This is a genomic window from uncultured Planococcus sp. (assembly GCF_947501725.1).
GTDB classification, from domain to species: Bacteria; Bacillota; Bacilli; order Bacillales_A; family Planococcaceae; genus Planococcus; species Planococcus donghaensis_C.
Map to the genome: position 1 here is coordinate 1 of NZ_CANMXD010000003.1, position 18178 is coordinate 18178.

Here is an 18178-nt window from a genome sequence, read left to right on the forward strand (position 1 = left end):
CGACTATGCGGCAAAAACACGCCGCTTCGTCAACGCGCCTTATGCCTGTCGGGTCTTAACGATCGCTTCCGCTTTTCGTGATGTCCAGCTTCACCGATCAGACCCTCGGGGTCATAAGTCACGTCGACTATGCGGCAAAAACACGCCGCTTCGTCAACGCGCCTTATGCCTGTCGGGTCTTAACGATCGCTTCCGCTTTTCTTGCTGTCCAGTTGCAGTGCCTAGCTCTTCGGGATGTAAGTCACTCTGGCTGTACGGCTGAAGAAACGCCGCTTCGCCAGCGCGCCTTACACCTGTCAGAGCTGAACAGGCACTTCCACTTTTCTTGGTGTCTAGCTTCAGCGCCCAGCTCTTTGGGTCATAAGCCAACCCGGCTGTGCGGCAAAGAACGCCGCTTCGCCGGTCTGTCTTATGCCCGGCAGAGCTACATGGGCGCTTCAGCTTTTCTTGCTTATGCCTGTTTCTTCTCGATATACGTTACTGCGTCGCCTACTGTAGCCATGTTCTCAGCGTCTTCGTCAGAAATTTCCATATCGAATTCATCTTCAAGTTCCATAACCAATTCCACTACGTCCAATGAATCTGCACCTAGGTCACCGGTAAATGAAGCTTCAAGTTTCACTTCGCTCTCTTCTACACCTAGACGATCCACGATTACTTTAGTTACTCTCTCTAATACTGTTGACAATGTCGTCACCTCCCCTCAAATCAGTATACAAAAAACTTTCTTACATGACCATGCCGCCATCCAGATGGAGTGTTTGGCCCGTCATATAGGACGCATCGTCAGAAGCCAGGAAGAGCGCTGCTTTCGCAACATCTTCAGGAGCTCCGAAACGTCCCAACGGAATTTGACCCAGCATAGCTTTTTGGACTTCTTCAGTCAACTGGTCCGTCATATCCGTTGTAATGAATCCAGGCGCTACAGCATTTGCCGTAATGCCCCGAGTCGCCAATTCGCGTGCTGTGGTCTTAGTCAAACCGATGACTCCAGCTTTAGACGCGACGTAGTTTGCCTGCCCTGCATTGCCCATGACGCCTACGATGGATGCGATATTGATGATCCGTCCAGCTCGTTGTTTCATCATTTGGCGCGTTACTGCTTTTGTACAGACAAAAACGCCTTTTAAATTGGTATTGATGACATCGTCCCATTCATCGTCTTTCATCCGCATCATGAGATTATCACGGGTGATTCCGGCGTTGTTCACCAAAATATCCACTGATCCGAAAGTTTTCATCGTTTCATCGACCATTGCTTTGACGGACTCAGCATCCGAAACATTGGCTTTGACCGCAATCGCTTCTCCGCCATTTCCCTGGATTTCGGCAACAACCGCCTCTGCTTTTTCCTGGCTGCCGCTGTAATTGACGACCACTTTGGCGCCGTCAGCTGCAAATTTACGGGCGATTTCCGCTCCGATTCCGCGTGATGCTCCTGTAATGATGGCTGTTTTCCCTGTCAGTTTACTCATTTCGCCAACTCCTCTACCGCTTTTTCAAATGACTCCAAGTCATAGACCGGCAAAGTTTTCACTGAGCGATCAATTTTTTTCACCAGGCCGCTTAACACTTTTCCTGGACCGATTTCAATGAATACCGTGACACCAAGATCAATCATTTCGCGGACTGACTGTTCCCACAGTACCGGTGAATACAATTGTCGAACAAGAAGATCCTGGATTTGAGTAGCGTTGGTTTCCGCTTTTGCGGTGACATTCGAGACCACCGGCACTTTCGCATCCAACAGAAAAGAATTACTTAATTCTTTCGCTAAATCCTGAGACGCTGAACGCATCAATTCAGAATGGAATGGTCCGCTGACATCAAGCGGAATTGCCCGTTTAGCACCGCGCTCTTTAGCAACCAGACAGGCTTGCTCCACTCCTGCTTTTGTTCCGGAAATGACGATTTGCCCGGGACAGTTTAGATTGGCCAACTGAACGACACTTGTTGTGTCCGTGACTTCGTTCGTCACTTTCTCCAGCTCATCACTTTCCATTCCCAAAATGGCTGCCATCGTTCCTTCTCCAGCCGGAAAAGCGGTATTCATGAACAAACCGCGTTTATGTACAATATTGACCGCCATCGGAAATTCCATCACATTTGAAGTCACTAATGCGCTGTACTCACCAAGGCTGTGCCCAGCTGTATAATCGGGTCTGATGCCCGCGCGGATCAGCCGTTCCGTAATCATCGAACTGACGGTCAACAAAGCCGGTTGGGCATGATATGTCAGTGTCAATTCTTCCTGTGGCCCTTCAAGCATCAGCTTGGACAATTTAAGATCAAGCGCCTGATCTGCACTTTCGAAAAAATTGCGGCTCGTGTCATCCGCCAAAAAGCTTTCGCCCATTCCGACTGTCTGCGATCCTTGTCCGGGATAAATAAATGCAATTTTAGTCTTCATGTAATGTCTCCTTTTTCAACGTACTGTAGATTGTGCCCGTTACATCGAACTCCACCATCGTGCGTGTTTGGCGTATGGCATTGAATAAGGCCGTAGCATTTGACGAACCATGCGCTTTGATGACAGGCGCCTTCAAGCCGAACAGTCCTGCGCCGCCATATTCGCTGTAATCCAGCATGCCTTTCAGGCCCTTGATATTGTCTTTGACCAGGAAAGCCGCCACTTTTGTCTTGGCAGAAGTCATGAAGACATCTTTGATCATCGAAAAGACATTCATTGCCGTGCCTTCAATCGTCTTCAACACCATATTTCCGGTAAAACCGTCGGTGACCACTACATCCGCCACGCCGTTCAGCAAATCACGCGATTCCACGTTGCCGATAAAATTGACCGGCGCTTCTTTCAATAAAGGAAAAGCAGCTTTCGTCAAATCATTGCCTTTTTTCTCTTCTGTTCCGATATTCAGTAAACCGACTGTCGGATTTTGTATGCCGCGGACTTTCTCAGCATAGATGCTTCCCATGACGGCATATTGCACAAGATGTTCCGGCCGTGCTTCTGCATTGGCGCCCATATCCAGCATGACGAATCCTTTTCCGTCGATGGTCGGCAATGTTGGAGCAAGTGCCGGCCGGTCCACGCCTTCAATGCGGCCTACGATGAACAGACCTGCTGACATAAGCGCTCCTGTGTTGCCTGCAGAAACACAGGCATCTGCTTGGCCATCTTTTACCGACTGTGCCATACGAACCATGGAAGCGTCTTTTTTCCGTTTCACTGAACGGACAGGATCATCTTCCGATTCAATCACTTCTTCACAATGGACGATTGTCAGGCGTTCATGTTCCTTCAGGAATTCCTGCATCTTCTCCTGATGGCCAAAAAGTTGGATTTCGATATCCGAAAATTCCTCCAAAGCTTTATAGACCCCTGCGATGATTTCCTTTGGGGCGTTGTCTCCCCCCATTGCATCTACAGCTATTTTCATTTTTCGTCACCTTCACTTTGCTCTGTCATTCGGTACATTTCAAATGTGCCGATAAAAACCGTCTGTTGTTCGACAGAAGATACCACTTTCACAAACGCCCTGTTTTTTTCAGGCTGGCTCTCGATCACTTCCGCTTTTGCAACAACACGCTGTCCTGCTGTTACCGGACGCAGAAACTGCAGCTCCGATTTCACGGTAAGTGCTAACTCCTCATTCATCACAGCTACTGCCAAAGAATTGGCTTGTGCAAATAAATGATGGCCTCTGGCAATCTGATTGCGCTGAAAAACATGCTCCGGTTTTACATCGAAAATTGAAATCGCTTTGTTATCCAGTTCAATATCGATAATCTCTCCGATCACTTCATCGATCGGCAAAGATTTTACTTCATCTTCAAATGTCTTCACGGCTACGTGTTTGATGCGTTCCCGCAATTCCGGAATGGCAAGCTCCATCCGATCTAAGCGGATCGTCTGAACACTGACATCAAATTCCACCGACAGTTCTTCATCCGTCACAAATGGATTATCTTTTATAGAGTCTTTCAACGCCTGTTGCCGTTGTTTTTTAGGTCTTCTCACTATGTCACCGCCCGCTATTAGCACTTGGTACTAACATCAGTATATAAATAACAAAAAAAGAATGCAAGGAAAATCATGATCCCTGCATCCTTAATCCAATCTGCCACCGGACAATACACCTGATTGCTCTATTTGCTGCCGCAGACAACGCATTTCTTCAGCATGCCAGAATTCTTCGCTGCCGATCAATTTCTCAGCGTCTTTCCTGGCTGTTTCAAGCGCCCGGTAATCATGGACCAAATCAGCCATTTTAAATTCCGGGATTCCGCTTTGCTTACGGCCGAAAAAGTCACCCGGGCCTCTCAGCTGCAGATCCTTCTCCGCCAGCACGAAACCGTCATTGGTTTCGGTCATGGTGGTCATCCGCTCTTTTCCAATTTCTGTTTTCGGATCCGCCAGCAGCACACAATAGGACTGTTCGCTGCCCCGTCCGACACGTCCCCGCAACTGGTGCAACTGGGACAAGCCAAAACGCTCAGCATCATAGATCAGCATAAACGAAGCATTCGGCACGTTGACGCCGACCTCTACAACCGTCGTTGACACCAATACATCGATCTTGCCTTCTGTGAACTCACGCATCGTCTGTTCTTTTTCATCTGAATGCAGACGGCCATGCATCAAACCGACCGTAAACCGATCCTTGAAATACATTGCAAGCTGCTGAAATAGGTCCACTGCGTTCTGATAATCGAGTTTATCCGATTCTTCTATCAGCGGACAGATGACGTAAGCTTGCCGTCCAGCCGACAACTCTTTTTCCATACGGCCGACAATTTTTCCGAACATATCTTTTTTCATCCAGTAGGTTTCAATTTCTTTCCGGCCAACCGGCATCTCATCGATGACGGACACGTCCATTTCCCCGAAGGCAGAAATCGCCAAGGTCCGTGGAATCGGCGTCGCCGTCATAAACAGCACGTCGGGATTATAGCCCTTGTCTTTCAGCACACGCCGTTGATCCACCCCAAAACGATGCTGCTCGTCCGTAATGACGAGCCCCAGTTTATGGAACTGCACTTCGGGTTGGATCAACGCATGGGTGCCGATCAACAGGTCAATTTCTCCAGCAGCCAACTGCTGGAGGATCAATTGCCGCCTTTTCCCTTTAACAGAACCTGTCAACAGCGCGATATTCAAGGAAAATGGCCGGAACCACTGTTCCAATGTATTAGCATGCTGTTCAGCCAGTATTTCAGTCGGTGCCATTAAGGCGCCCTGAAGTCCCGCGGTGTGGGCTGCGTATAACGCAATTGCCGCCACCACCGTTTTACCGGAACCTACATCCCCTTGCAGCAGGCGGTTCATGCGGAACGGCTCTTTCATGTCTTTACAGATTTCATTGACCACACGTTTTTGCGCCGCTGTCAAATCGAAAGGCAGATCTTCAATGAAAGCCTTCAAGCGATTCAGGTCATAGTCGATGAAAGAGCCGCCTTCTTCCTCACGGTTTTTTTTGCGCAGCGCCTGCATCTTCAACTGAAACATCAACAATTCTTCATAGACAAAACGCCGGCGTGCTTGTTTGACCGCTTCACCGTCCGGAGGAAAGTGAACCCATTCCAAGGCATCTTGAATCGGAGCCAGTTGATAGGCTTCAACGAAACTTGTCGGCAGGCAATCTTCTATATCTTCTTTCGCAAGATCAAGTGCCTGCCGCATCAGTTTACGGAAAGTTTTTTGATGGATGCTGCCTTTCAGGCTGTAGACGGGTTCAAAATCCGCTCCATCGGTACGCGGACCGATGGAATGGCTGGATACGGTAATCACTTGACGTCCGCGGTCCCATTTTCCGGTTAAAGTGATGATTTCACCCAAATGCAATTTGGCTTTTACATAAGGCTGGTTGAAGAAGATCGCTTTGACCAGATGGCGGCCTACCAATACACGAACTTGAGTTCGTGATTTTTTCTTGCCTAAAAAAAGGACGGAAGGCTCGCTTTCAACCCTTCCCTCCACGGTAACGCGTTCATTATGAGGCGTGTCCGCCAAATCTTTCAGTTGAAAGTCTTCATGGCGATACGGAAATGTCATGATCAAGTCATGGATGGTTTCGATTTTCATTTCCTGCAAGGTTTCTGCGGCTTGCTTGCCTACCCCTTTTAATGTGGCGACAGAATCTCTACTGCCCACTTCCGACAACTGCTCCCCCGAAAATTTTGGACTCGAGCCATTTTCCGGTAGGAGTTGCGGCAAGTCCGCCTTTTGCGGTTTCCCTCAACGCACTCGGCATGGATTGGCCGATTTCAAACATCGCACCGATGACTTCGTCACACGGGATGCGGCTGGTGACACCGGCTAACGCCATGTCCGCAGCCACTACTGCATTGGCTGCTCCCATCGCATTGCGCTTCACACATGGCACTTCCACTAATCCCGCCACTGGATCGCAGACCAGGCCAAGCATATTCTTCATCGTAATTGCAAATGCTTCCGAACTTTGCTGCGGTGTGCCGCCGGCCATTTCAATAATAGCTGCTGACGCCATTCCTGCAGCTGAACCCACTTCTGCCTGGCAACCGCCGGCAGCTCCTGAAATCGATGCGTTATTTGCCACAACGAACCCGAAAGCTCCTGCCGTGAATAGATAACGGATCATTTGCTCTCTTGTCGGATTCAATTTATTCTGCACAGCAAATAATGTGCCTGGCACAACTCCAGCAGATCCTGCTGTCGGTGTCGCACAGATGGTGCCCATTGCTGCGTTGACTTCATTAGTCGCCACCGCTTTGCTGACTGCGTCAATCAACAGATCTCCGGACAGTGTATTGCCTTTTTCACGATAAGCCTGCAACAGCACGGCATCGCCGCCTGTCAGACCGGAAACTGAATGTACACCTTTCAGTCCTTTTTCCACAGCCTCTTCCATGACCGTCAAATTCCGGTCCATCTGAATCATGATATCTTCACGCGAACGGTCCGTCATGAGCATTTCCTGCTCTATCATGATTTCTGAAATCAGCTTCTGCTCTTTTTCAGCCCGTTCAACCAATTCTCTAACATTACGGAATAAAGCTTCCATTGTTATAACCCTCCAGTTTAATCGGCGATTCTTGTCACCTGCGTGATATTCGGAAGTTCCGTCAATTCATCCATCACTTCTTTATCCACATTTTGGTCCACTTCGATGACCATCAGCGCCATATGTCCTTTTTCTTTGCGGGACACTTCCATATGTCCGATATTGATATCATATTTGTATAGGCAGTTCGCGACATTCGCGATGCAGCCTGAACGGTCTTCATGGACGACGAGAATGGCCGGGTGATTACCCGACAGGCGAAGCGGGAAACCATTCAGCTCTGTAATTTCGATTTTTCCGCCGCCAATCGAAATGCCCATCATCGACATCTCGGATTCTTGGTCCCCAATGACGATGCGCGCTGTATTCGGATGGTCGACATGCCCCGTTTCAGGAATGAATTCATAGGACATCCCTGCTTTTTGCGCTTCCTCAAACGAGGTTTTGATGCGTTCATCAAAGGTATCGTAATCTAATAAGCCTCCAATGATGGCGACATCCGTGCTATGCCCTTTATAAGTCTCCGCGAATGAACCATAAAGATGTACTCTTGCCCATTCCGGCTGTCTACCAAATAAATCCCTCGCTACTCTTCCGATGCGGGCTGCTCCCGCAGTATGCGAAGAAGATGGTCCGATCATGACTGGACCGATTATATCAAAAACAGATTTGAACTTCATGGCTCAAACCCCTCACTTTCGGTTACGTATACCAATAGTTTACATGATTTCGGCATATTAAACAAAAATAAAAAAGCGCATACATTCGTATGCGCCTCAACTGTAATTTCAGACTGTTCATTTGAGGATAAAAACTATTCTACAGCAAGTATAAATGGATACAAAGGCTGCTTGCCGTTATGGATTTCGACTTCAACTTCGCTGTTGAGCGATTCGATGAATTCACCCAGTTTTTCAGCATCCGCCTCTGTAACGTCTTCTCCAAACAGGATCGTCACGATTTCGGCTTCACTGTCCACTAGTTTTCTAGCCAGCTCTTCTGTAACTCGTTCCAGGCTGCTGTCAGAGACAACGATCTTGCCTTCGGAAATACCCATGAAGTCATCTTTTTTGATGCCGACTCCATCGATTGATGTATCACGGACCGCAAATGTCACTGAACCTGACTTCACGTGTTTTGAAGCACTCGCCATGGCACTTTGATTGTCCTCCACGGATGCGCCAGGATTAAAAGCCAGCAATGCTGACATGCCTTGGGGCACATCTTTCGTCGGCACAACAGCCGCTTCGATATCCAAAAGTTCAGCTGCCTGTTCTGCAGCCATGATGATGTTTTTATTGTTCGGCAAAATCAGTACACGTTCCGCACCGATCGACTTGACCGCATTGACGATATCTTCCGTCGAAGGGTTCATGGTCTGTCCGCCTTCGATGACATACGATGCGCCGATGCTGCGAAGCAATTCAGCGATTCCTTCGCCCATTGCAACCGTCACGACGGCATAAGGGTGCACGGCTTCTTGTTTTGGCGCATTTTTTTGGAAGTCTTCGCCGACAATATCGATATGCTGCTGGCGCATATTTTCTATTTTCATGCTGATCAAGCTTCCGTAGTCCTGGCCATATGTAAGCACTTTTCCTGGCTCTTCCGAATGGATATGGATCTTCGCAATCTCGTCGTCCGCGATGACCAGCAACGAATCCCCATACTCACTCAAATCAGAACGGAATAAAGCTTCGTTAAACTCTTTTTTGCCATCTTCGAACTTCACCATGAACTCCGTGCAATAACCGAATTCAATATCGGCCGTATCCATAAAACTGGCGATGTTCTTGTGATGTTCTGCACTGACCAGATCCGTCATTGAATTGTGTGCGTGTTTCTCTGGAAGCTCTTCACCTTTCAATGAAGCCAGAAAACCTTCATAGACATAAACAAGGCCTTGTCCACCACTGTCGACGACACCCACTTCTTTTAGGACAGGCAAAAGATCTGGCGTCCGCTCCAAAGAAGCTTTTGCTTCTGTGACGACAGCTTCGAACCAAACGATGATGTCCTCTTCCGTTTTTGACGCTTCCATGCCTTTGGCAGCTGCATCTTTTGCGACTGTCAAGATTGTCCCTTCAACCGGTTTCATGACCGCTTTATAAGCTGTTTCGACACCATGCTGTAGAGCTTCTGCAAACTTAAGCGCTGTCAATTCCGGCTCTGACGCGATGTATTTGCCGAAGCCTCTGAATAGCTGTGAAAGAATAACGCCCGAATTTCCGCGTGCCCCCATCAACAGCCCTTTGGAAAGAGCGCTCGCCGTCTTGCCGATATGCTCTTCTGCTTGAGCGGTTGTTTCTTTCGCTCCAGAAGTCATCGATAAATTCATATTTGTTCCCGTATCACCATCAGGGACCGGGAAAACATTTAGTGCATCTACATAATCCGCATTTTGAAAAAGATGATGGGACCCCATCTGTACCATTTCCGCGAACTTCACTCCGTTTAATGACTTCATAACCGTTTCTTCCTCCTCCTACGGGTTCGTTACACGAACTCCCTGGACAAAAATGTTTACCGCTTTAACTGACATACCCAACGTTTTGTTAATCGTGTATTTTACTTTGGACTGGACTTGATAAGCCACTTCGGAAATTTTCGTTCCATAGCTGATGATGACATACATGTCTACAACCAAATCTTCATCTTCCTGGCGCACAAGAACTCCTTTGGCGAAGTTTTCTTTGCGAAGGATATCTGTCAGGCCGTCGCGTATTTGATGTTTCGTTGCCATACCTACAATACCATAGCATTCAATTGCGGCACCGCCTGCTATTTGAGCAATTACATCATTGGAAATATCGATTTGACCATATTCGTTCTTTAATTCAATCGACATTGAAATTCCTCCTTGAGTCCTATTTCACTCTTTTCATTCTACCTTAAACCTTTATAGAAGAAAAGCCGCCGTTTGGGGGTGTAAAGGTTTTTTTCTTTAAACACCTCCAAATATAGTTGCAAACCCAATATGTCTGTGGTAAATTATTAAAGTATGTGAAACGAAAAACGAACTGGAATTCTATTATAATTTTCAGCTTCACTTGTGAGGAGGGACTTACATGCCTAAAGTATGTGCAATTAGTGGACGTAAAGCTCGTGCGGGAAATGCCCGTTCGCACGCAATGAATTCGACAAAACGTACATGGGGAGCAAACCTTCAAAAAGTTCGCATCCTTGTAGACGGCAAGCCGAAACGTGTATGGGTTTCTGCAAGAGCAATGAAATCAGGAAAAGTTGAGCGCGTATAATCGCTCATCGATAATGCCGGCGCTGATCTAATCAGCCCGGCATTTTTTCGTTGCCTAAAGAAGAACATGCACAGGTTGATTCAACTAAAATAGAAACAGGCAACGAAAAGATTCATCTTCTCGTTGCCTGTTTTTATTTACTCTAAGGAAGCTTTTGAGCGTCTGAACTTTCCACCATGAGGCACTGGCCGCTTTGAATGGCCACACTTCCACTTCCCAGAAGCTCATTGCTGACAAAGCGTGTCGTACCGAAAGGGATGGCTTCATTTGTGACAGGGTATTTAAATCCAGTCAAGGTCAACCCTTTTATCTCTTCAGCAAAAGGATAAAAGGATACGTAGCGGTAATGCGGATCCTTTTTAACGGCATGCGTGCCTGGACTCAGGAAACGGATGCGGTTCTGGTTATTCAACAGGACAAAACGGGTGGCGGGATATTCCTGCTGGTACTGATACACGATATGCAAAGCGCTCATATAATGGTCCAGCCGCCCACCTGTCACTCCGGCCAATATGACCTGATCCGGCTGATGTGACATCGCCACCTCAAGCCCCAGCTCTGTATCGGACTGTTCTTTTTCTGAGGGGGAGCGTGCCATTTCAGGAAATATCGCCAGTATCTTCTCATAATCTTCAGCTGTCACCGAGTCGAAATCACCGACCGCTGCCGTTGGATGAATCCCTTTTTCCAACAGGACGAGCGTCCCGGAATCGATTCCGATATAGAGGGCTTCCGGAAAAAAAGAGAAATCCGGCAGTTCACCTGCCGGACCTCCTGCGATTAGAATGACGTTCACGAAATCGCCTCTTCTCCTGCTTTCCTGATTGCCTGGAGCGCTTGCGTCCGGTCTTTTTTACTGTAGATGGCTGAACCTGCTACAAAGACGGTCGCTCCCGCTTCTGCACACGGTATGATAGTTTCTTCATTGATGCCGCCATCAATTTCAATTTCGATGGACAGGCCCTTCTCCTTGATGATGTCAGACAGTTGTTTCACTTTCGGTACAACCGAATGGATGAATTTTTGTCCGCCGAAGCCTGGATTAACGGTCATGAACAGGACCAGATCGATATCTTCAAGTACATGCTGAATCGTTTCGATCGGTGTATGCGGGTTCAAGACGACACCCGGCTTGACACCAAGCGACCGGATCAATTGGATGGTCCGGTGCAAATGAGGGCAGGCCTCTACATGGACGGTGATGAAGTCAGCGCCGGCTTTTGCAAACTCTTCAATGTATTGATCCGGGTTTTCGATCATCAGATGGACATCCATCGGCAATTTGGTTAATGGCCGGATCGCATTTAAGACAATCGGCCCGAATGAAATATTCGGCACGAAATGGCCGTCCATGACATCGACATGGATCCAATCCGCTCCTGCTTTCTCCACTTCTAAAACTTCTTCTCCAAGTTTCGCGAAATCTGCTGCTAAAATAGACGGTGCAATTTTAATCATTTGAATACCTCGGCTTTCGGCTCATGATTTCTTCTAGAAATTTCAGGTAATGCTTGTAACGGTAATCCGGTATTTCTTTTGCCTCGACGGCAGCTTTGATGGCGCATTTCGGTTCATTCATATGCAGGCACTCACGGAATTTGCAGGCATTGGAGCGTGAAGCGAATTCCGGAAAACAGGCGGAAAGTTCTTCCCGCTCCATCGTTTCAAAGTCAAACGAACTGAAGCCTGGCGTGTCGGCCAACAAGCCGGCGTTCACGGCAATCAGTTCCACATGCCGCGTCGTATGCTTGCCTCGGTTCAACGCTTTGGAGATATCGTCCGTCTTCAGCTCCAATGACGGCAGGATGGTATTCAGCAAAGTCGACTTGCCGACTCCGGATTGGCCTGCCAACACACTGATTTTGCCTTCAAGAACTGGCATCAGACGGTCTTTTAAAGCTGGATCATCAATGAAAGTCGGAATCACTTCGTAACCGATTTTTTCATAATCTTCTATATAGTGTTGAATTTTTTCTTTCTCCGACTCTTCCAATAGATCCATTTTTGTCAGACAGATGATCGGTTGAATCGAATTAGATTCGATCGCCGTTAAAAATCGATCCAATAACAAGGGATGAAAATCAGGCTGCTTGGCTGAAAATACCAGAATTGCCTGATCAACATTCGTAATTGGCGGACGCACCAATTCGTTCTTCCGTTCATAGACGTGCAGGATCGTTCCTTCCAGGTCATTATCGGCTTTATAATCGACGTAATCCCCGACCAAAGGTGTAATTTGGCGATTCCGGAAAACTCCGCGCCCACGGCATTGAATGTAACGTTCACCATCTTCATCCAATACATAATAAAATCCGCTCAATGCTTTTCTGATTTGACCTTTCGGCATCTTTTCATTCCTTTCGCTGCTGTTTTTATTCGACGTTCGAGTATTCAAAAGTCTCTTCGAGTATCACGGTCGAATCACGGACTATCCGATAAGAGGCACTTTCACCTTCAGCTATCTGCAATTCAATGCGATGGGACTGATCCTCAGTTATTGTAAACTCCTCAAACGGCTCCACCATGGTCTGGGTATTGTCCTGAATATAAACCTGGACGGTTTGCTCAACCGGCTCTTCGCCTTCTGCCGCAGGTTCAGCCGGTTCATAAGGAATCTCCACTGTATGGATGTAGGTCTTCATCGGCTGTTCTGCCTCGCCTGATGACAGGACCACTTCAATTGTGCTGCGGGCTTCCAGTTGTTCGCCTGCAGCAGGGGTCTGTGACATGACTCGGCCGGCCTCGACTTCATCCGACGCCTGTTCTGAGACAATGCGGATATTAAAGCCGGAAGAACGGGCATATTCATTAAGGTTCTCTTCAGTGAACCCGGCTAAATCCTCCACATTGCGCATGTCTCTCCCTTTGCTCACAATAAATTCCACATCCGTTTCACTGACGATCACTTCTTCTCCAGCTGCCGGTTCCTGGTTTAGGATGGTTCCCACCGGTTCTTCAGAAAATTCTTCTGTCGGTTCCACCGATGCGAAATTCTCATCTTTCAAAGCTTCTGTGGCCTCTTCGAGCGTATCTCCGACAAAATCGGCCATTTCTGCTCTTTCTTTCCCCATACTGACGAACAATTGCACTTCTGTTTCACGGTCCCGCATTTTGCCGGCTTCCGGAATTGTTCGGATAATGTGATTTGCTTCTACTTCTTCCGAATATTCATCGGTTTCTTCACCGGCAATAAAGCCGGCGGCCTGCAATTCTTCCACCGCTTCGTTATGCTCCATCTCTGAAACATCCGGTACAGCGACTTGCCTCGGTTCAAACAGGCCAGGAAAAGCGATTGCCAGAACCAATCCGCCAATCAGCAGGAAAGCTAACACGCCCAAAATCCAAGGCCATTTCTTTTTCTTCTTTTTTTCAGGAGCTGGCTGTTCTTTTTTCATTTCATTCAACGGCAATGGCATCGTTTTTGTATCTGCCACGCTGGTATAAGCCGCGGGGTCTTTAATTGCCGGCATAGCCCGCGTCTCGTCCTGGTCAACAGGAACCGTGAATTTCGGTTCATTCAACCGTTCCGGCAATAAAACGGTAGCAAGATCTTCTTCCATTTCATCTGCGGACTGGTAGCGATGCTGTATATTTTTTGCAGTCGCTTTCAAGACGACATTTTCAAGGCTTTGCGGCAGATCGGGTACTGTGTCCCGCAAAGAAGGGGTTTCCGTCTGAAGATGCTTCAAGGCAATCGATACCGCCGACTCGCCGGAAAACGGCAGTTTCCCTGTAATCAATTCGTACATGACGATTCCGAGTGAATAGATATCGGATTTTTTATTGGCGGTACCGCCCCGCGCCTGCTCTGGCGATAAATAATGGACAGTTCCCAGCACGGAATTCGTCTGGGTATAGGATGTTGCACTTAAAGCCATTGCAATACCGAAATCGGAAATTTTCACATTGCCTTCCGCATCCATCAAAATATTCTGCGGCTTGATGTCCCGGTGGACAATCTGGTTATGGTGGGCATGTGCCAATGCCGATGCCAATTGCTTCATAATCTCGACAGCCCGTTCAGGGGATACAGGTGAATGGTCGATTATGTAATCCTTCAAGGTTTTTCCTGGAACATATTCCATCACCAAGTAATGCACTGAACCATCTTCGCCCACATCAAAAATATTGACGATGTTCGGATGCGCCAAGCTGGTGGTGGACAGAGCCTCTCTTTGGAAACGCCTCCGCAGCTCTTCTTCATTTGAAAAATCATAACGGAGGATTTTGATGGCGATGTCCCGATCCAAAATCATATCATGTGCCAAATACACATTGGACATTCCGCCGCCGCCGATCAACTCTTTGATTTTATAGCGGCCATTGATGCTTTTACCGATCAGCATGTTTATACCTCCTCATCCACAGAGGACAGAAGAATCAATGAAATATTATCTTCTCCCCCAAGATCATTGGCCAAGGTTACCAGTTCCTGCCCTTTTTGGGACAAGGGAACTGCAGATCGGACGATGGAGGCAAGTTCTTCTTTCGAAATCTTATTGCTTAAGCCATCTGAACAAATCAAGAGGTACGCAGCTTCACCGAATGAGAAATCAATCATTTCCCTTTCGATCTCAGCTTCAGTGCCAAGCGCCCGGACGATCCAGTTTTTCTTCGGATGTTCTTCGGCTTCTTCCTGGCTGATTTCCCCGCTGTCCACCAACACATTGACATAGGAATGATCCCGAGTAATCTGTTCGATCGATTCATTGATTAGGTAGGCACGGCTGTCGCCGATATGGCATAAAATGCCTTCATTGCCCTCAATCAATGCAGCAATCAGCGTGGTTCCCATACCTTTGCATTCCAGATTCTCCACCGAGTGGTCATACACCGAGCGGTTAATCATCTGTACGCGGTCGGAAAGCCATTTTTTCTTGTGATCGCGTGTTGAAAATGCCTCTTCCCCGTCTTCCAAAAAATAGCTGCTCAGTTGGTCGACAGTCATTCTGCTGGCGACATCTCCAGCTTTGTGTCCACCCATCCCATCCGCCACTATAGCGAGGATGAGTCCGTTCGGACGTTTTAGTACGGCTACGCTGTCTTCATTCACTTCACGAATTTTGCCTGTATCACTTTCAACCACATACTGAAACAATTCATGACACCCCGATTCTAATCTTTTCCTGCTTTAAGCAGTTGCTGTCTTTTGGGTCTTTTTGAAAGCCGCAATGAAAAAGCCATCGCTTCCGTAATCCTGTGGGAATACCTGGACAAATCCTGTATGTTTGATGCCCATGGCCGCCGGCAAAGCCGCCTGAATTTTTTCCATTTCAGGATGCTCTTTCAAGAACCGTTCAGCCGTGCCTCTGTTTTCGACTGCATCCACTGTGCAGGTACTGTAGACAAGAATGCCATCTTCTTTCAATAAACGGGCTGCCTGGTCCAGCAATTCAATTTGGATTTCCTGCAAACGTGCAAAATCCTCTTCTTTTTTCGTATATTTGATATCGGGTTTCCGCTTGATGACACCCAATCCACTACAAGGTGCATCCACAAGAATGCGGTCGAATTTCTCTTCACCGAAGCGCTCAACGCTTTGTTTGCCGTCGCCCACTACAGTTTCGATGACCGTATGGCCCAAACGCTCGGCCGTTTCATCAATCAGCTTCACTTTATGCTGATGCAGGTCAAGTGCATAAAGCGTCCCGCTATTGTTCATCTTTTCAGCGATATGAGTGGTTTTCCCGCCCGGTGCTGCACACATGTCGAGCACCGTCATGTCAGGTTCGACCTGCAGTGCATATGCTGGCAGCATCGAGCTTTCATCCTGTATCGTGATAAAGCCTTTTTCGAATGTCGCCGTTCGTGCAGGCTGTCCATTTGTGACGATCAGACATTCCGGAATCAATTTACTCGGTACCGCTTCCAACTCTTCGGACTCGAGCATTTCAATCACTTCTTCGACAGTTGCACGTGCCGTATTGACCCGCACGGTCTGCGAAGGTGTCTTGTTGTTTTCCAACGCCATTTCACGTGTTTTCTCCAAGCCGAACTGTTCTGCCCAGCGTTTGATCATCCAAATCGGATGGCTCGTTTCAATGGAAATTTTTTCATATGGATCGCTGATCGTATTGAACGAACGGACGCCATTGCGCTGCACTGAACGCAGCACGCCGTTGACGACAGAAGCGACGCCGCCATGCCCACGGCGTTTAGCGATTTCCACCGCTTCATGGACGACTGCATGTGCCGGGATCCGGTCAAGGTAAACGATTTGATACAGGGACAATCTCAGCAAGGTTTTGACCCATGGCTCGATTTTCCCTTTCAAATACGGTTCCAGGTAGTAATCCAGTGTCATTTGATGCTGTAGCGTGCCGTATGTGATTTCCGTCAGTAAGCCTCTGTTTTTTGCTGCAATGCCATAGCTTTCGATGGTTTGGTGAAGCAATAGGTTGCTGTAGGCCTGTTTGTTTTCAACTGCCCACAGAATCGAGAATGCGGCGTCGCGGACATTGCCTTGAAGTTTTTTGTTTTTCATTCGAATAGATCTCCTGCCTGGATTTTAGGTCCTTTTAAGTACTCTTTTGCTGTCATGCGTTTTTTCCCGGAAGGCTGCAGTTCAGTGATGGCCAAAACGCCTTCGCCAGTCTGTACCAATATGGAATCATCAGTCAGTCCGACCACTTGGCCTGCTTGGCCGCTTGCAGTCGACGAATTTTTCTCCGTCCACCAGATTTTCATATTGCCGCCATTGAAAGTCGTATAGGCGACCGGCCACGGATGGAGCCCGCGAACCTGATTGTAGATGGCTGCGGATGGTTTCGACCAATCGATCCGCTCCTGCTCACGTGAAATATTGCGCGCATAGGTGACTTTCTGTTCGTCCTGGGGAATGCGTTCATTCGTACCCGCAATAATCGATGGCAAGGTTTCCTTCAGAAGATCACGCCCCGCAACGCTCAATTTATCGAACATGCTGCCCGTGTGATCCTGCTCTTCGATCGGCACGGTCACCTGCGTTATGATGTCTCCTGCATCCAGACGGTCCACCATATACATGATCGTGACGCCGGTTTCTTTTTGGCCGTCCATAATGGCCTGATGGATCGGTGCGCCTCCACGGTATGCCGGAAGCAGCGATGCGTGGACATTGATGGCACCAAGTTTGGGCGCTTCAAGCAACTCGCTCGGCAAAATCTGACCAAAAGCTGCTGTGACAATCAAATCTGCATCCAGATCGAGTACGTGCTGAAGTTCTTCCGGATTTTTCAGTTTTTCCGGCTGGTACACCGGCAATCCAAGACGCATCGCCTCTTCTTTCACCGGTGTCGCCGTCATCACTTTTTTGCGTCCGACAGGCCGATCCGGCTGTGTCACGACGGAGATGACTTCGTAGCCTTCTTCGACGAGCATGCGCAGAATCGGTGCCGAAAAGGCAGGTGTCCCCATGAATATGATTTTGGTCAAACCTGTTCCTCCTCTTCTTCCTGCCGGCGGATCATTTCATCTAATTCTTCCTGCGTGACGTATTTAGTGATTTTGCTGGTGAACAGGATGCCATCCAAATGATCCATTTCATGCTGGATCGCGCGGGCTTCGTAGCCTTCCGCTTCCAGCTCGTACCAAGAACCGTCGCGCTCCTGCGCTTTGATTTTGATATGGTCATAGCGCTCTACTTCGCCGAATATTCCCGGGAAGCTCAAGCAGCCTTCAATATCCGTTTCTGCACCTTCAAACAGCACCAATTCCGGATTGATCATTTCAATCGGCTCCTGGCCTTCACGGAAATCCACGATAGCGGCACGGACTGCCACCCCCACTTGAGGTGCGGCAATGCCGACGCCATCCGATTCAATCATCGTTTCATGCATATCGTCCAAAAGAACCGCTAAGTTCTTATCAAAAGTCGTGACAGGCTGACATTTCGTCTCCAATACTTCGTTCGGGTGCTTTATTACCATTCGAATTGACATA

At 48.1% G+C, this 18178-nt stretch carries 19 protein-coding genes; 1 reads left to right on the top strand and 18 read right to left on the bottom strand.

Annotated features, from left to right (window positions below; translation table 11 throughout):
* Positions 1 to 451 precede the first annotated feature (451 nt).
* From Q0785_RS04590 to Q0785_RS04635, 10 genes are all read right to left on the bottom strand, one after another.
* Entirely contained in the window at positions 452 to 688 is a 237-nt protein-coding gene (locus Q0785_RS04590) for an acyl carrier protein (protein WP_223633286.1), read from the bottom strand.
* 40 nt (positions 689 to 728) lie between these two features.
* A complete protein-coding gene (gene fabG, locus Q0785_RS04595; RefSeq protein WP_298826169.1) occupies positions 729 to 1475 on the bottom strand; it encodes a 3-oxoacyl-[acyl-carrier-protein] reductase in 747 nt (248 codons plus the stop codon).
* Positions 1472 to 2410, bottom strand: a complete 939-nt coding sequence (gene fabD, locus Q0785_RS04600) for an ACP S-malonyltransferase (RefSeq protein ID WP_298826174.1) — start codon at positions 2408 to 2410, stop codon at positions 1472 to 1474. Before fabD ends, fabG begins: the two co-directional genes overlap by 4 nt.
* On the bottom strand, positions 2400 to 3398 hold the full coding sequence (gene plsX, locus Q0785_RS04605; protein WP_298826176.1) for a phosphate acyltransferase PlsX: 999 nt from the start codon (positions 3396 to 3398) through the stop codon (positions 2400 to 2402). Before plsX ends, fabD begins: the two co-directional genes overlap by 11 nt.
* Complete coding sequence (gene fapR / locus Q0785_RS04610; protein ID WP_298826178.1) at positions 3395 to 3979, bottom strand: transcription factor FapR; 585 nt, start codon at positions 3977 to 3979, stop codon at positions 3395 to 3397. The genes plsX and fapR overlap by 4 nt, the downstream gene beginning before the upstream one ends.
* 90 nt (positions 3980 to 4069) lie before the next feature.
* Complete coding sequence (gene recG, locus Q0785_RS04615; protein WP_298826181.1) at positions 4070 to 6112, bottom strand: ATP-dependent DNA helicase RecG; 2043 nt, start codon at positions 6110 to 6112, stop codon at positions 4070 to 4072.
* Positions 6102 to 7001 (bottom strand): L-serine ammonia-lyase, iron-sulfur-dependent, subunit alpha, encoded by a 900-nt coding sequence (gene sdaAA, locus Q0785_RS04620; RefSeq protein ID WP_223633297.1) that lies wholly within the window; start codon positions 6999 to 7001, stop codon positions 6102 to 6104. The genes recG and sdaAA overlap by 11 nt, the downstream gene beginning before the upstream one ends.
* 17 nt (positions 7002 to 7018) lie before the next feature.
* Complete coding sequence (gene sdaAB / locus Q0785_RS04625) at positions 7019 to 7681, bottom strand: L-serine ammonia-lyase, iron-sulfur-dependent subunit beta (RefSeq protein WP_223633299.1); 663 nt, start codon at positions 7679 to 7681, stop codon at positions 7019 to 7021.
* Positions 7682 to 7815: 134 nt separating this feature from the next.
* Positions 7816 to 9468 carry a DAK2 domain-containing protein gene (locus Q0785_RS04630; protein WP_298826188.1) on the bottom strand — a complete coding sequence of 551 codons (1653 nt, stop codon included), beginning with the start codon at positions 9466 to 9468 and terminating at the stop codon, positions 7816 to 7818.
* An 18-nt stretch (positions 9469 to 9486) separates the two neighbouring features.
* Complete coding sequence (locus Q0785_RS04635; protein WP_146556566.1) at positions 9487 to 9849, bottom strand: Asp23/Gls24 family envelope stress response protein; 363 nt, start codon at positions 9847 to 9849, stop codon at positions 9487 to 9489.
* A gap of 220 nt (positions 9850 to 10069) precedes the next feature.
* Here Q0785_RS04635 and rpmB point away from each other — a divergent pair, with 220 nt between their 5' ends.
* Complete coding sequence (rpmB, locus tag Q0785_RS04640; RefSeq protein WP_049693306.1) at positions 10070 to 10258, top strand: 50S ribosomal protein L28; 189 nt, start codon at positions 10070 to 10072, stop codon at positions 10256 to 10258.
* Between the two features lie 142 nt (positions 10259 to 10400).
* On the opposite strand, the gene Q0785_RS04645 is transcribed toward rpmB, so the two are convergent.
* Genes Q0785_RS04645 through def form a run of 8 tightly spaced genes read right to left on the bottom strand, consistent with a single transcriptional unit; the run spans position 10401 to position 18177 of the window.
* Complete coding sequence (locus Q0785_RS04645) at positions 10401 to 11054, bottom strand: thiamine diphosphokinase (protein WP_298826222.1); 654 nt, start codon at positions 11052 to 11054, stop codon at positions 10401 to 10403.
* Entirely contained in the window at positions 11051 to 11716 is a 666-nt protein-coding gene (rpe, locus tag Q0785_RS04650) for a ribulose-phosphate 3-epimerase (RefSeq protein ID WP_298826225.1), read from the bottom strand. Before rpe ends, Q0785_RS04645 begins: the two co-directional genes overlap by 4 nt.
* The gene (gene rsgA, locus Q0785_RS04655; protein ID WP_298826227.1) at positions 11709 to 12605 is read right to left on the bottom strand and encodes a ribosome small subunit-dependent GTPase A; all 897 of its coding nucleotides are present in this window, start codon (positions 12603 to 12605) and stop codon (positions 11709 to 11711) included. The genes rpe and rsgA overlap by 8 nt, the downstream gene beginning before the upstream one ends.
* A gap of 25 nt (positions 12606 to 12630) precedes the next feature.
* Positions 12631 to 14604, bottom strand: coding sequence for a Stk1 family PASTA domain-containing Ser/Thr kinase (gene pknB / locus Q0785_RS04660; protein ID WP_298826229.1), 1974 nt, complete (start codon positions 14602 to 14604; stop codon positions 12631 to 12633).
* Between the two features lie 2 nt (positions 14605 to 14606).
* Positions 14607 to 15356 (bottom strand): Stp1/IreP family PP2C-type Ser/Thr phosphatase, encoded by a 750-nt coding sequence (locus Q0785_RS04665; RefSeq protein ID WP_298826232.1) that lies wholly within the window; start codon positions 15354 to 15356, stop codon positions 14607 to 14609.
* A 33-nt stretch (positions 15357 to 15389) separates the two neighbouring features.
* Positions 15390 to 16742 carry a 16S rRNA (cytosine(967)-C(5))-methyltransferase RsmB gene (rsmB, locus tag Q0785_RS04670; protein WP_298826235.1) on the bottom strand — a complete coding sequence of 451 codons (1353 nt, stop codon included), beginning with the start codon at positions 16740 to 16742 and terminating at the stop codon, positions 15390 to 15392.
* The gene (gene fmt, locus Q0785_RS04675) at positions 16739 to 17671 is read right to left on the bottom strand and encodes a methionyl-tRNA formyltransferase (protein WP_298826238.1); all 933 of its coding nucleotides are present in this window, start codon (positions 17669 to 17671) and stop codon (positions 16739 to 16741) included. Before fmt ends, rsmB begins: the two co-directional genes overlap by 4 nt.
* Positions 17668 to 18177 (bottom strand): peptide deformylase, encoded by a 510-nt coding sequence (gene def / locus Q0785_RS04680; RefSeq protein ID WP_298826241.1) that lies wholly within the window; start codon positions 18175 to 18177, stop codon positions 17668 to 17670. Before def ends, fmt begins: the two co-directional genes overlap by 4 nt.
* Between the last annotated feature and the right edge of the window lies 1 nt (position 18178).

Bases quoted from the DNA above. Each gene is read 5' to 3' on its own strand.
- fabG (WP_298826169.1), bottom strand. From the start codon at position 1,475: ATGAGTAAACTGACAGGGAAAACAGCCATCATTACAGGAGCATCACGC.
- fabD (WP_298826174.1), bottom strand. From the start codon at position 2,410: ATGAAGACTAAAATTGCATTTATTTATCCCGGACAAGGATCGCAGACA.
- plsX (WP_298826176.1), bottom strand. From the start codon at position 3,398: ATGAAAATAGCTGTAGATGCAATGGGGGGAGACAACGCCCCAAAGGAA.
- sdaAA (WP_223633297.1), bottom strand. From the start codon at position 7,001: ATGGAAGCTTTATTCCGTAATGTTAGAGAATTGGTTGAACGGGCTGAA.
- sdaAB (WP_223633299.1), bottom strand. From the start codon at position 7,681: ATGAAGTTCAAATCTGTTTTTGATATAATCGGTCCAGTCATGATCGGA.
- Q0785_RS04630 (WP_298826188.1), bottom strand. From the start codon at position 9,468: ATGAAGTCATTAAACGGAGTGAAGTTCGCGGAAATGGTACAGATGGGG.
- Q0785_RS04635 (WP_146556566.1), bottom strand. From the start codon at position 9,849: ATGTCGATTGAATTAAAGAACGAATATGGTCAAATCGATATTTCCAAT.
- rpmB (WP_049693306.1), top strand. From the start codon at position 10,070: ATGCCTAAAGTATGTGCAATTAGTGGACGTAAAGCTCGTGCGGGAAAT.
- rpe (WP_298826225.1), bottom strand. From the start codon at position 11,716: ATGATTAAAATTGCACCGTCTATTTTAGCAGCAGATTTCGCGAAACTT.
- rsgA (WP_298826227.1), bottom strand. From the start codon at position 12,605: ATGCCGAAAGGTCAAATCAGAAAAGCATTGAGCGGATTTTATTATGTA.
- pknB (WP_298826229.1), bottom strand. From the start codon at position 14,604: ATGCTGATCGGTAAAAGCATCAATGGCCGCTATAAAATCAAAGAGTTG.
- rsmB (WP_298826235.1), bottom strand. From the start codon at position 16,742: ATGAAAAACAAAAAACTTCAAGGCAATGTCCGCGACGCCGCATTCTCG.
- def (WP_298826241.1), bottom strand. From the start codon at position 18,177: ATGTCAATTCGAATGGTAATAAAGCACCCGAACGAAGTATTGGAGACG.